The organism is Campylobacter concisus, assembly GCF_002912895.1.
GTDB classification, from domain to species: Bacteria; Campylobacterota; Campylobacteria; order Campylobacterales; family Campylobacteraceae; genus Campylobacter_A; species Campylobacter_A concisus_G.
In genome coordinates this window covers 12610-24582 of record NZ_POZX01000070.1, presented here as the reverse complement: position 1 = coordinate 24582, position 11973 = coordinate 12610, and the positions used below count along the sequence as shown (strand labels likewise).

The 11973-nt window shown below is 39.3% G+C and carries 16 protein-coding genes; 10 read left to right on the top strand and 6 right to left on the bottom strand.

What is annotated here, in order from left to right:
* Nucleotides 1–3: 3 nt before the first annotated feature.
* A complete protein-coding gene (locus CYP51_RS08620; RefSeq protein ID WP_103625121.1) occupies nucleotides 4–762 on the bottom strand; it encodes an exodeoxyribonuclease III in 759 nt (252 codons plus the stop codon).
* 53 nt (nucleotides 763–815) lie between these two features.
* Here CYP51_RS08620 and CYP51_RS08615 point away from each other — a divergent pair, with 53 nt between their 5' ends.
* Together CYP51_RS08615 and CYP51_RS08610 are read left to right on the top strand one after the other, a co-directional pair.
* The gene (locus CYP51_RS08615) at nucleotides 816–1181 is read left to right on the top strand and encodes a diacylglycerol kinase (RefSeq protein ID WP_103625120.1); all 366 of its coding nucleotides are present in this window, start codon (nucleotides 816–818) and stop codon (nucleotides 1179–1181) included.
* 1 nt (nucleotide 1182) lies between these two features.
* On the top strand, nucleotides 1183–1410 hold the full coding sequence (locus tag CYP51_RS08610) for a replication/maintenance protein RepL (protein WP_072594035.1): 228 nt from the start codon (nucleotides 1183–1185) through the stop codon (nucleotides 1408–1410).
* A gap of 27 nt (nucleotides 1411–1437) precedes the next feature.
* On the opposite strand, the gene CYP51_RS10120 is transcribed toward CYP51_RS08610, so the two are convergent.
* The 4 genes from CYP51_RS10120 to rpsT all read right to left on the bottom strand — a co-directional run bounded on the left by CYP51_RS10120 (nucleotide 1438) and on the right by rpsT (nucleotide 3933).
* Nucleotides 1438–1569, bottom strand: coding sequence for a hypothetical protein (locus CYP51_RS10120; RefSeq protein ID WP_258032835.1), 132 nt, complete (start codon nucleotides 1567–1569; stop codon nucleotides 1438–1440).
* Between the two features lie 258 nt (nucleotides 1570–1827).
* A complete protein-coding gene (locus CYP51_RS08605; RefSeq protein ID WP_103625119.1) occupies nucleotides 1828–2247 on the bottom strand; it encodes a TOBE domain-containing protein in 420 nt (139 codons plus the stop codon).
* Between the two features lie 334 nt (nucleotides 2248–2581).
* Entirely contained in the window at nucleotides 2582–3649 is a 1068-nt protein-coding gene (gene prfA / locus CYP51_RS08600) for a peptide chain release factor 1 (protein ID WP_103625118.1), read from the bottom strand.
* Nucleotides 3650–3663: 14 nt separating this feature from the next.
* Nucleotides 3664–3933 (bottom strand): 30S ribosomal protein S20, encoded by a 270-nt coding sequence (gene rpsT / locus CYP51_RS08595; RefSeq protein ID WP_004317319.1) that lies wholly within the window; start codon nucleotides 3931–3933, stop codon nucleotides 3664–3666.
* Between the two features lie 157 nt (nucleotides 3934–4090).
* On the opposite strand from rpsT, the gene glmM reads away from it, so the two are divergent.
* The 6 genes from glmM (at nucleotide 4091) to CYP51_RS08565 (ending at nucleotide 8783) form a co-directional block, all read left to right on the top strand.
* Entirely contained in the window at nucleotides 4091–5431 is a 1341-nt protein-coding gene (gene glmM / locus CYP51_RS08590; protein ID WP_087578184.1) for a phosphoglucosamine mutase, read from the top strand.
* A complete protein-coding gene (gene lspA / locus CYP51_RS08585) occupies nucleotides 5424–5876 on the top strand; it encodes a signal peptidase II (RefSeq protein ID WP_103625117.1) in 453 nt (150 codons plus the stop codon). Before glmM ends, lspA begins: the two co-directional genes overlap by 8 nt.
* A complete protein-coding gene (locus tag CYP51_RS08580) occupies nucleotides 5866–6228 on the top strand; it encodes an NINE protein (protein WP_103625116.1) in 363 nt (120 codons plus the stop codon). Before lspA ends, CYP51_RS08580 begins: the two co-directional genes overlap by 11 nt.
* A gap of 9 nt (nucleotides 6229–6237) precedes the next feature.
* Nucleotides 6238–6672, top strand: coding sequence for a CopD family protein (locus CYP51_RS08575; protein WP_054195978.1), 435 nt, complete (start codon nucleotides 6238–6240; stop codon nucleotides 6670–6672).
* Nucleotides 6673–6681: 9 nt separating this feature from the next.
* Complete coding sequence (locus CYP51_RS08570) at nucleotides 6682–7227, top strand: hypothetical protein (RefSeq protein WP_103625115.1); 546 nt, start codon at nucleotides 6682–6684, stop codon at nucleotides 7225–7227.
* A 116-nt stretch (nucleotides 7228–7343) separates the two neighbouring features.
* Nucleotides 7344–8783 (top strand): acetyl-CoA carboxylase subunit A, encoded by a 1440-nt coding sequence (locus CYP51_RS08565; protein WP_054195976.1) that lies wholly within the window; start codon nucleotides 7344–7346, stop codon nucleotides 8781–8783.
* 77 nt (nucleotides 8784–8860) lie between these two features.
* Here CYP51_RS08565 and CYP51_RS08560 read toward each other — a convergent pair whose 3' ends face one another.
* The gene (locus tag CYP51_RS08560) at nucleotides 8861–9130 is read right to left on the bottom strand and encodes a hypothetical protein (RefSeq protein ID WP_258032834.1); all 270 of its coding nucleotides are present in this window, start codon (nucleotides 9128–9130) and stop codon (nucleotides 8861–8863) included.
* 175 nt (nucleotides 9131–9305) lie between these two features.
* On the opposite strand from CYP51_RS08560, the gene CYP51_RS08555 reads away from it, so the two are divergent.
* Nucleotides 9306–9893, top strand: a complete 588-nt coding sequence (locus CYP51_RS08555; protein ID WP_103625114.1) for an SMI1/KNR4 family protein — start codon at nucleotides 9306–9308, stop codon at nucleotides 9891–9893.
* A gap of 195 nt (nucleotides 9894–10088) precedes the next feature.
* Entirely contained in the window at nucleotides 10089–11447 is a 1359-nt protein-coding gene (gene gdhA / locus CYP51_RS08550; protein WP_103590517.1) for an NADP-specific glutamate dehydrogenase, read from the top strand.
* Nucleotides 11448–11973: the final 526 nt, after the last annotated feature.

Genomic DNA, 11973 nt, shown 5'->3' with positions numbered 1-11973 from the left:
TGGCTAAATTTCTATATCTATCCCAACTGGGCAGTGATCGCTGCCTGTGATCTCTGGCAAGATAAATGCGTCTTTTAGTCTATCTTTTAATCCTTGTGAAATAAAGAAATAATCAATTCTCCAGCCGACATTTTTAGCCCTTGCATTAAAGCGGTAGCTCCACCACGAGTAAGCGTCCGCTACGTCACCATTTATAGCTCTAAAAGTATCTATAAAGCCACTTTTTAGCACCTCATTGATCCATGCTCGCTCGATAGGCAAAAAGCCAGAAGTTTTGGCATTTGCCTTTGGATTTTTAAGGTCGATCTCGCGGTGAGCGGTATTTACATCGCCACAAAATATCACCTCTTTGCCGTTTTTTACAAGCTCTTTGCAGTAAGCTAGAAATTTCTCGTAAAAGTCCATTTTATAGGCTAGTCGCTCGTCATCCTTTTGGCCGTTTGGAAAATAGATATTAAAAAGCACGATATCATTAAATCTATGCTCCAAAACACGCCCTTCCGTATCGTCGAAAAAAGCTGCCTTTTGTGTAGAAATGTCAAAATTTGCTAGGCTCATCACACCAGAGTATCCAGCTCTCTCGCCTGAGTTTACACTTATATCTTTAAAGCCAAGATTATAAATTTCCTTTGGCACGTCATTTTCTTTGACTTTAATCTCTTGAAGTGCCAGGAAATCAGGACTTATCTCATCAAGCCAACCAAAGCCATCTTTTGTTACAAGTGCTCTAAGGCCATTTACATTCCAGCTAATAAGTTTCAAATTTCATCCTTTTTTTAATTATAATTATGCCAAAAATCGCAAAAAGGAAAATTATGAGGAACCAGCCAGAGTATAAATTTTTAAAAAATTTTGGCTACGCAAGAGAGGGTTTGGCTGAAATTTTTAAAAATGAAAAGAGCTTTCGTATAGAAATTTGCATATTTTTATTAGCAGCACTATCGCTATTTTTTTGGAATTTTGACCTTGTTTTTAATCTATTTTTGATTTTTAGCATGGCATTTGTGCTAGTTTGCGAGTGCCTAAACTCAGGCCTAGAGCGAGTAACTGATCTTGCAAGCCCAGACTATCACGCCCTAGCAAAGGCGGCAAAAGATGCAGGAAGTGCGGCTGTGATGATCGCAAATTTCTTATGTGGCGCGCTTTGGTGCGTGGCAATAGGATATAAAATTTGGGGCTAGTATGAATGAAGAAATTTACAAGGCAATAATTGGCGAGAAAAAGGTAGAAATTATAAATTTGCTAGTTAAAAGCTGTGATGAAAATGGCTTTATTGTAGTAAAAATTTCAGAAATTTGTGAAAAGCTAGACGTGAGCAAACCAACCGTTATAAATACCTTTAAGCTACTTGAAGAGAAGAAAATTTTCGAGCGAGTGAAAAATGGAGTTTATAGATTTAAAAATTTATAGTGGCGAGCAAACGCCTGCCACATCTTTTTAACTGATACTCTCAGTAGTGATCATGCTAATAAATGTCAAGCGGTCAGTTATCACGACGACCCTAGACGGCTGTGGCTCATGAACGCCACCTACATTCTCGCCAGCTGTATATAAATTTGGTATAGGCATAGCCGTTTGAGAGCTTATGACTTGGTTTTGTGTTGATATTTAGCCCGCCCATTGTATAGTGAACCTTTGGTATGCCACACTCTGCATAAAATAGCAGATAGGTTATAAAAGTAAAAAAATAATATAAATTTTAGCTATAAATTTTTTTAAAAATATTCACTACGACTTATTTAAATTTATAACCTAGTTGATAAATTTTAGATTTTAGTTTAAGAATAAAATTTAATCTAGGAGAACGGAGCAAAATTGCTCCGTAAATTATTTAACACCAACTATGATTTGAGTTGCTTTGATAATCGCAGTTGCTTTATCTCCCGCTTTTAAAGCTAGGCTGCTAACTGACTCTCTTGTGATGATGGCTGAAATTTTGCTACCATTTACATCGATAATAACTTCAGCATTTACAGCTCCGTCTTTTATCTCGCTTATAGTACCTTTTATTTGGTTTGTTGCACTTAGTTTGATGCTGTCGTCTTTTGAAACAATAACACTTGAAGCTTTGAATAAAAAGATAGCTTTTTTGCCAACTTTAAGGTCAAGACCTTTTTCACTATCAACTGTAACAGTTGCTTTTAGCACCTCGCCACCTGCTAGTTTGCCAGATATTAGCGAATTTACCGCACCTGTTCTTACTTCTGATATCTCAACATTTAGTTGATTTCTTGCGCTTATTGACATTTTGTCTCCTTCTTTTGAATTAAATTATGGTGAAATTGTAAGGTAGAATTATTAAGCAAAACTTAAAAGCTATTTATACAAAATTATAATATCAAAAATAAAAATTTTATACTTTTAAATGTCCTAAAAATAGCTATTTGAGAAATAAAATCTAAAAATTTAATTTATATTATTTTGAAAAAAATGAGAAAAAATATTACTTCTAAATATCTATTTTTGTAAAATTCTTGTAAATTTGACTTTAAAGCTTGGTAAAATTAAAAGTATTTTAATCTAAAATAATATTTTTAGGTAAAGAAATAAATTATAAAATTTGAAGTAAAAATTTGAAAATTTAAATACCAGCTTCTAGCATAGCTTCTGCTTGATAATGCGTAATAAGTGGCTCAATAATCTCGTCAAATAATCCTGCGGCCATAATCGCATCAAGGCGATAAAGTGTTAAATTTATGCGGTGGTCGCTTATGCGGTTTTGCGGGTAGTTATATGTTCGTATCCTACCAGAGCGGTCTCCAGTGCCGACCTGACTCTTGCGCTCGCTAGTCTCTTTTGCAAGTCTCTCTTGCTCTTGCATCTCGTAAAGTCTAGCTTTTAGTACCTTCATCGCAGCTTCTTTATTTTTGTGTTGGCTCTTGCCATCTTGGTTTGTGACAACAAGGCCTGTTGGTATATGTGTGATCCTAACGGCACTATCGGTTGTATTTACTGACTGACCGCCATGGCCTGAGCTTCTCATCACATCGACCCTTATATCATTTGGATTGATTTCGATCTCACTATCCTCGACCTCTGGCATGATAGCCACAGTCACAGCTGAAGTATGCACCCTGCCCTGACTCTCAGTCTCTGGCACACGCTGAACCCTATGCGTACCACCTTCAAATTTTAGCCTCGAGTAAGCACCTTTACCTTTTATAAGCACGATGATCTCTTTAAAACCGCCAGTGTTGCCCTCGCTTTGGCTAACGATCTCAAATTTATATCCACGAAGCTCTGCATATCTGATGTAAGCATTAAAAAGATCTCCAACAAATAGTGCAGCCTCGTCGCCACCAGTACCTGCGCGAATTTCTAAAAATATATTTTTATCATCATTTGGATCTTTTGGAAGAAGTAAAATTTTGATCTCTTCTTCAAGCTTCTCTCTTGAAATTTCTAAATTTTTAAGCTCTTCTTTTGCAAGTTCGCCAAGCTCAGAGTCCTCAAGTAGAGCTTTATTTTCATCGATGTCTTTTAAAATTTCTAGATATTTTGTTGAGGCAGTTGCGACTGGCTCGATAGATGATTGCTCTTTTGAGAGCTTTGTCATCTTTTCGATATCGTTTGCTATATTTGGATCGCTTAGAAGCGTAGAAATTTCATCATAGCGATCCAAAAATGGATGAAGTTTATCAGCAAACATTAAAATTTAATAGATTAAGCAGCTTTTAGAGTGTTTACTAATTGAGCAAGGCGACTAACGCGACGAGCAGCAGTTTGTTTCTTCAAAAAGCCTCTACTTACGAAGCTGTGGATACTTTTATTAGCAACTTTTAAAGCTTCATTTGCAGCATTTAGATCTTTAGCTTCTACAGCTACACGCACTGCTTTTGTGATATTTTTAAGTCTTGTGCGGTAAAATCTATTTCTTTCTGTTCTTTTTATAGTTTGTCTAGCTCTTTTTTCAGCAGATTTATGGTTTGCCATAATATACCTTTTTGAATAATTTTAGTCAGTGATTATATTAAAGATATAATAAATTTAACCTTAATTTAAGTCATCCTTAATGAAAGTAAAATTTTAGATTTTAAATTAGGTAAATTCTGATAAAATAGCACAATTTTATAATAAAAAGGATAAATTTATGAAACTATTTGGAACGGATGGAGTTCGTGGAAAAGCTGGCGAGAAGCTTTCAGCTCAAACATCTATGCGTCTTGCAATGGCGGCTGGAATTTACTTTAGAAAGACCTCAGCTACAAATGTGATTTTGGTTGGAAAAGATACTAGAAAAAGCGGCTATATGATCGAAACTGCCATCGTTGCGGGGCTAACTGCAGTTGGCTACAACGTCCTTCAAATAGGCCCTATGCCAACGCCTGCGATCGCATTTTTAACAGAAAATATGCGCTGTGACGCTGGTATCATGATAAGCGCATCGCACAACCCATACTACGATAACGGCATCAAATTTTTTGATAGCTTTGGCAACAAACTAGATGAAAAAATAGAAGCTGAGATAGAGAAAATTTTCTACGACGACGAGCTCATCGCGAATGCCCAAAAGACAATGACAGAGATAGGTGCAAACAAGAGAATTGACGACGTTATCGGCAGATATATCGTGCAGATCAAAAATTCATTCCCAAAAGAGTTAAATTTAAAGAATTTACGAGTAGTTTTAGACGTGGCAAACGGAGCTGCTTACAAGGTCGCACCAACTGTATTTAGTGAGCTTGGAGCTGATGTTATCGTCATAAACGACGAGCCAAATGGTAGCAACATTAACCAAAATTGTGGCGCGCTTCATCCAGAAGATCTAGCAAGCGAAGTAAAAAGGCTTCGTGCCGACATCGGCTTTGCATTTGACGGCGATGCTGATAGGCTTGTAGTAGTTGACGAGAACGGCGAAGTTGTGCATGGCGATGCGATACTTGGCTCGTTGGCTGCATTTTTACACGAGCAAAAGGCTCTAAAAGGTGGAGCCATTGTAGCTACGGTAATGAGTAACGCTGCACTTGATGACTATCTAAAAGCTCACAAGATCAAGCTACTTCGCTCAAACGTAGGCGATAAATACGTGCTTGAGATGATGAAAGAAAATGGCATAAATTTTGGCGGTGAGCAAAGCGGTCACGTGATATTTAACGACTACGCCAAAACTGGAGATGGCCTTGTTACCTCGATGCAAGTTGTCGCAATGATGCTTAAAAAAGGCAAAAAAGCTAGTGAAATTTTTGGCGAGCTAAAGCCGTATCCGCAAATTTTGCTAAATTTAAAGATCACAGAGAAAAAGCCACTTGATAAGATAGAGGGGCTAAAAGAGCTTGAGGCTAGCCTTGCAAAAGAGGGTATAAGATCGCTCTTTAGATACTCTGGCACTGAAAATTTGATTAGGCTTTTGCTTGAAGGTAAAAATCAAACTTTAGTTGAAAAACGCATGGATGAAGTTGAGAAATTTTTTGTAAAAGCCCTAAATGCGTAAAAATTTGGTTAAATTTTTCATAGCATTTTTTCTCATTTTTATCGTTGATCAAGCGATAAAAATGATATTTATAGATGGTTTTTCGTGGGACGGAGAGTTTTTCTCGCTAGTTCTTACATATAATAAGGGCGTTGCGTTTTCGATGTTTGCCTTTTTAGATGAGTGGCTTAAATTTATCCAGATCGCCCTCATTTTAGGCGTTTTTGTCTATCTAGTCGTTGAAAAAAAGCTGCTTTACTCGCATGCCATTTGGCTTGGAGCTTTGCTAGGAGCTGGCAGCTCAAATATCACAGATAGATTTATCCATGGCGGCGTTGTGGATTATGTCTTTTGGCACAAATGGTTTAACTTTGCGGTCTTTAACTTCGCTGATGTGATGATCGATCTTTGCGTTGTGATGATAATTTGGCAAAGTTTTAGAAAAAGGAGAGAGAGTGGGAAATAATATCTACGTCGCATACGCGCTTTGGCTACTTACTGGCTGGCTTGGAGCGCATAGAATTTACCTTGGTAAATTTATCACTGGCTTTTTGATGATGGGACTATTTTTTATCGGCTACTCTTTGCAAATCATCCTTGTTGGATATATATTTTTAGCTATCTGGTTTATCTGGTGGATCATCGACGCATTTCTAGTTGGTGCTTATATCGATAAAAATTTACAAAAAGTCGAACTAAAAGAGAGAGTAAAACTAAAAGATAAAGAAGAGGACTTAAAAAGACTTTACGAGCTTTTTGAGAGTGGTGCGATCAGCAAGGCTGAATTTGAAGCTAGAAAAGAGATACTTTTTAGATAAGGAGACGTTATGGCAGAATATTACCTTTACTTAAAATACCTCCACTATTTGTTTTTCATCTCGTGGATGGCAGTGCTGTTTTATCAGCCAAGGCTCTACGTTTATCACGTAGAAAATATGGACAAACCAGACTTTGTAAAAGTGGTCGAAGTGATGGAGTACAAGATGTATCACTACATCGGCTGGGTCGCGCTCATTGGCTCATTTTTCACTGGTATTTTGATACTTATCGCGATGCCTGATCTTATAAAAACTGGTCACATACACGTCAAAATTTTAGTTGTCATCTTGATGGCTATCTATCACCTAGACCTTGGACGCTACATGAAGCAGCTCAAAGAAAAACGCTGTAACAAAAGTGGCATCTTCTTTAGAGCTTACAACGAAGTGCCAACTATCGCGATGCTTATCATCATCTGGGTAATGATAGTAAATCCATTTTAAGGGAATTTGATGAAGAAATTTTTAGCATTTATCGCTTTGCCGGCACTCTTACTTGCGGCGACTCAGTACTTTGAGCCGGTGCAGATAAAATTTGACAACAGACTATATTCATTAGCATATTCAGCCAAGCCTGTGCCAAATTTATTCACACAGGAGTATTTGCTACCTGGCGAAAAGCTAGAGAGTTTTAGCTACATGCTCTCGCTAAATACGCTTAAATTTGACGCTACGTCAGAGCAAGCAGTCGAGCAAAAGATAAATGATCTAAAAGAACTAAAAGCAAAAGGGCTAAAAGTGGCTTATAAAAAGGGTTCTCTGGCAAATGAAATTTATCTTGATATCACGATATTTTCAAACCTAAATGGCGTGCCAACAGCCGAGCACTCGATATATCGCTACACCAAACAAGGCGGAAATTTAGTCCTTTTTACCATCCAAAGGCGCGCTTATAAAAAAGAGGGCATTCAAAGATTTGCTGCAAATTTCACGATCGAGTCGCAAGATTTTAGCAAAAAAGCCCTAGCCACACCTTTTCCACAAATCATCAATAGATAGACAAATTTGAGTGTAAATTTAGCCTTTGCACTCAAATTTTAAAACCAGACTTAACAAATTTATCTAAAAATAAAACGAATAGTTATATGATAAGAAAAACTCAAAAAGGATAGCCTATGATACATAAAATTCTTATCGCAAATCGTGGTGAGATCGCAGTTAGGATAGTCAGAGCTTGTAGGGATTTACACATTCAAAGCGTAGGAATTTACACAGCGCCAGACAGCGAATGCTTACATGTAAGGATCGCTGATGAGGCCTATCAAGTGGGCGAAGATCCGATCAAAGGCTATCTTGATGCCAAAGCTATCGTAAAGCTTGCTAAAGAGTGCGGAGCTGACGCGATACACCCAGGATACGGCTTTTTAAGCGAAAACTACGAATTTGCAAAGGCGGTCGAGGACGCTGGACTTATCTTTATCGGTCCAAAGGCTGAAGTGATAAGAAAAATGGGTGATAAAAATATCGCAAGATACCTAATGAAGAGAAACGGCATACCAATCGTTCCAGGTACAGAAAAGCTAAATGACGAGAGTATGGATGCCATAAAAGAGCACGCTAGACGTATCGGCTACCCAGTCATTTTAAAAGCAAGCGGAGGAGGAGGCGGACGTGGCATCAGAGAAGTTTGGCAAGAAGAAGATATGCAAGATGCCTTTGAGTCTTGCACCAGAGAGGCAAAGACCTACTTTAACAACGATGAAGTCTTTATGGAGAAGCTTGTCGTAAATCCTCGTCACATCGAGTTTCAAATTTTAGGTGACAACTACGGCAATATCATCCATCTTTGCGAGCGTGACTGCTCTATCCAAAGGCGCCACCAAAAGATTATCGAGATCGCACCTTGCCCATCTATCAGCGAAAATTTAAGAAAGATCATGGGCGTGACTGCGGTGGCCGCTGCAAAGGCTGTGGGCTACTCAAACGTAGGAACGATCGAGTTTTTGCTAGATGACTACAACAACTTTTACTTCATGGAGATGAACACTCGTATCCAGGTGGAGCATGGCATCACTGAAGAGATCACCGGCCACGACTTAGTCGTTAGGCAGATAAGGATCGCTGCGGGTGAAATTTTAGAGATCGAGCAAAGCGACATCAAACCACGTGGCTACGCGATAGAGGCTAGGATCACGGCTGAAAATGTCTGGGAGAATTTCATCCCAGCACCAGGCACGATCGAGGGCTACTACCCAGCTCTTGGCCCATCCGTACGCGTCGATAGCCACGTATATAAGGACTACACCATACCGCCATTTTACGATTCGCTCATCGCAAAGCTGATCGTAAAGGCGACCGACTACGATCTAGCGGTAAATAAGCTTGAAAGAGCACTTGAAGAATTTACCATTGAAGGCGTGCGAACGATCATCCCATTTTTGCTAACGATCAGCAAAAGTAAAGAGTTTAGACGAGGATTTTTCGATACTAGCTACGTTGAGAAAAACTTAAAAACTATCCTTGAAAACACCTATGACGATATGAATAAAGAGCCAAACGACGACCTAGAAGAGGTCATCGTAGAGGCGATAAAAAGATATAAAAAGAAGAGATAAATTTATCTCATTGCGGCTTTGGCGACAAATTTCGCCAAAGCTAAATCCTCGCGCAAACTGCGTACGTCTTAGCTCCGTCATTTGCCATAGCATAGAGCTTGCCACCGCTTACTAGTATGATCTGATCTGTAACTAAACCAAAATTCAAACTCTATCTTTTTTAGTAGCAAGCCATTTTTAGCGCTTATTAAAGCTGGCTTATTTTTGCAGTTTGCAAGTAAAATTTGATTCTCGACCCAAACAAAATTCTCCGTGCCACTGGTTTTAAACTTAAACATCACCTCGCCACTTTTTGCATCCACGGCGTATAGATCTCCGCCCTTGCCAGCGGTGCCAAAACAAAGCATTCGCCCTCCTTAACATCTCACATTTAGTGATTGCTAGTTTTCTTAGTTATCTCTGCCAGCTTCTTAAATTTATGAAGATTGTGGTCTAAATTTGGCGACAAATGGGTCAAAATTAAAAATGCGCTGAAATAAATTTGATAAAATTTGCCAAAATTTAGCAAACTAGAGGACTGATATGTTTTTAAAGTTAAACCAGATCGCTCAAAAGTTAGATCAAATTTTCTTGCCACTAGAGCAAGAGGGTATGACTGGCATGAGACTCTTGCTTCAAAATGATGTTAAAGCCACCACACAAGCACTTAAAAACGCACAAGAAGCTCTTGGCGTAAATTTTCCAGCTAAATTTACAAAGCTTTTAAGCAAAATTGACCTTGGAAATTTTGAAATTTGTAATGTCAAATTTGGCTCCAGAGGTGACTACGCGAGTGAGCTAGTACGGCTAAATAGCGTAGATGAGTACGGCGGCAAATGGTGGCAAGGTGAAGCTCGCCCTTTAAATTTGATAGTCTTTGCCGTGGGTGATCCGTGGATATTTTTGCTTGATTGCACGAGTGGCGCGGTCTATGCATGGCTCTTTGGAAATGAGGAGCTTTGTGGTAGGTGCGTTGCAAGTGACTTTGAGAAATTTTTCATAGCACTTGCTAGCATCGATATAGCAAGGCTAAACGATGAAGCTATGCCATCAACCGAGCAAATCCTAAAATTTGTCCAAGCAGATGGTAGAGCCCTTCTTTTCTGGCAAGAGATGGCATATGAAATTTAGCAAAATTAGGCTTCTTGGACTAAATTCTCTTTTATAAATTTATCCCAGCAACCAAAGCAAAAACCACTTTTTATAAATTTAGTTTCAATATGTAACACTCATTGCCCAAAATAAAAATATTAAAATATCTTTAAATAAAAATTTTTTCTAGCCGAGTTAATATTTAACTACAAAAAAAAGGAAAAAGGAGCAAAAATGAGCGAGTACATCGAACAAACGATGGAGTGGATAAAGAAGACCAACCCAGGTCAAGGCGTCTTTGTCCAAGCTGCGACTGAGGTTTTAAACAGCCTAGAGCCGCTTATCAAAAGAGAGAGCAAGTACCAAAAACACGCGATCCTAGAGCGCATCGTCATCCCTGAGCGCACGGTGATCTTTCGCGTGACATACACAGGCGACGATGGCAGACCAAAGGTAAATAACGGCTACCGCGTGCAATTTAACTCAGCCGTTGGCCCATACAAGGGCGGTCTAAGGCTCCACCCAAGCGTCGATCTTGGCGTGCTAAAATTTCTTGGATTTGAGCAAATTTTCAAAAACTCGCTCACTGGCGTAAATATCGGCGGTGCAAAAGGCGGTAGCACATTTGATCCAAAGGGCAAGAGCGAGGGCGAGATAATGCGCTTTTGCCAAGCATTTATGAGTGAGCTTTACCGCCACATCGGCAACACCGTGGATGTGCCAGCAGGCGACATCGGCGTGGGCGCTAGAGAGATCGGCTATATGTTTGGTCAGTATAAAAAGCTAACTGGCAGATTTGATGGCATCCTAACTGGCAAGGGGCTAAACTGGGGCGGCAGCCTAGCGCGCACAGAGGCTACTGGATACGGACTAGTATATTTCACACAAAACATGCTAAAAAAAGCTGGACTATCACTTGAGGGCAAAAAATGCAGCATCAGTGGTAGCGGAAACGTCGCCATCTACACGGTCGAAAAGCTCTATCAAGCAGGCGCACTGCCTATCACCGTCTCTGACTCAAACGGATATGTCTATGACGCTGAGGGCATTGATCTTGCGGTTCTTAAAGAGCTAAAAGAAGTGAAGCGCGCTCGCCTTAGCGAATACACAAAATTTAGACCAAATGCAAAATACGTAAGCGTGAGCGAGTACAAAGAGGGCAGAAACGGCGTCTGGGACGTGCCATGCGACGGAGCCTTCCCATGCGCGACACAAAACGAACTTCACCTAGCCGACATAAAAGTGCTTTACGCAAATGGCTGCCGCTTCGTGGCTGAGGGCGCGAACATGCCAAGCACGCTTGATGCGATAAATTTCATGCTTGCACAAAAAGACTTTCACTTTGCTCCAGCAAAAGCAGCAAACGCTGGTGGCGTGGGCACGAGCGGACTTGAGATGATGCAAAATGCTGGCATGACTTCGTGGAGCTTCGAGGAGGTCGATCGCAGACTTCATGGCATCATGAATCACATCTTTGAACTAAGCTATGAAACGAGTAAAGAGTTTGGCGATGAGGGCAACTTGGTGCTTGGCTCAAATATCGCTGGCTTTAGAAAAGTGGCTGATGCGATGATAGATCAGGGATATGTGTAGGGCTGATTTTAGCTCTTGCTCTATAAATTTGCGTCCAAGCTAAATTTGGACGTAAATCAATATGAAATAAGTTTGGGCTTTTAGCTAAAAGAGAGTTTTCTTTTAACAAGAGATAATTAAAATTTTATAAAATTAAGCTATAAACAAGCGAATTTTTTAGCAAATTTATACAGCTACTAGGCGAAATTTAGCTTATAGCACTCGCACAGATACCATGAATTTACAACTCAAAAGAAGTTATCAAATTTACTCTAATAGGCTGCGTTTGCTTAGTCAAATTTCAGCAAAGCACCCATGTAAGAGGCAGTAAAAAGGTGGGATAAATTTTGGTAAGCGAAAATTGAAATTTACTGCATTTAACCCACAAATAAGCAAATTTCTCATCAAATTTGGTCACCACATAAAACCAAAAGTAGTCAAAGCTTTTTGTAAAAAAGTATTATTAAAGCGATATCCCATTGCCAAATTTAGCTAGATATTAGGCAAAATTTAGCTTAAAAATACTCACGCAAGCACTAAAATTTTG

Excerpts from the sequence above, each read along its gene's own strand:
- glmM (WP_087578184.1), top strand. The coding sequence starts at position 4,091 with ATGAAACTATTTGGAACGGATGGAGTTCGTGGAAAAGCTGGCGAGAAG.
- prfA (WP_103625118.1), bottom strand. The coding sequence starts at position 3,649 with ATGTTTGCTGATAAACTTCATCCATTTTTGGATCGCTATGATGAAATT.
- CYP51_RS08615 (WP_103625120.1), top strand. The coding sequence starts at position 816 with ATGAGGAACCAGCCAGAGTATAAATTTTTAAAAAATTTTGGCTACGCA.
- CYP51_RS08610 (WP_072594035.1), top strand. The coding sequence starts at position 1,183 with ATGAATGAAGAAATTTACAAGGCAATAATTGGCGAGAAAAAGGTAGAA.
- rpsT (WP_004317319.1), bottom strand. The coding sequence starts at position 3,933 with ATGGCAAACCATAAATCTGCTGAAAAAAGAGCTAGACAAACTATAAAA.
- CYP51_RS08565 (WP_054195976.1), top strand. The coding sequence starts at position 7,344 with ATGATACATAAAATTCTTATCGCAAATCGTGGTGAGATCGCAGTTAGG.
- CYP51_RS08575 (WP_054195978.1), top strand. The coding sequence starts at position 6,238 with ATGGCAGAATATTACCTTTACTTAAAATACCTCCACTATTTGTTTTTC.
- CYP51_RS08570 (WP_103625115.1), top strand. The coding sequence starts at position 6,682 with ATGAAGAAATTTTTAGCATTTATCGCTTTGCCGGCACTCTTACTTGCG.
- gdhA (WP_103590517.1), top strand. The coding sequence starts at position 10,089 with ATGAGCGAGTACATCGAACAAACGATGGAGTGGATAAAGAAGACCAAC.
- CYP51_RS08555 (WP_103625114.1), top strand. The coding sequence starts at position 9,306 with ATGTTTTTAAAGTTAAACCAGATCGCTCAAAAGTTAGATCAAATTTTC.
- CYP51_RS08605 (WP_103625119.1), bottom strand. The coding sequence starts at position 2,247 with ATGTCAATAAGCGCAAGAAATCAACTAAATGTTGAGATATCAGAAGTA.
- lspA (WP_103625117.1), top strand. The coding sequence starts at position 5,424 with ATGCGTAAAAATTTGGTTAAATTTTTCATAGCATTTTTTCTCATTTTT.
- CYP51_RS08560 (WP_258032834.1), bottom strand. The coding sequence starts at position 9,130 with ATGCTTTGTTTTGGCACCGCTGGCAAGGGCGGAGATCTATACGCCGTG.
- CYP51_RS10120 (WP_258032835.1), bottom strand. The coding sequence starts at position 1,569 with ATGCCTATACCAAATTTATATACAGCTGGCGAGAATGTAGGTGGCGTT.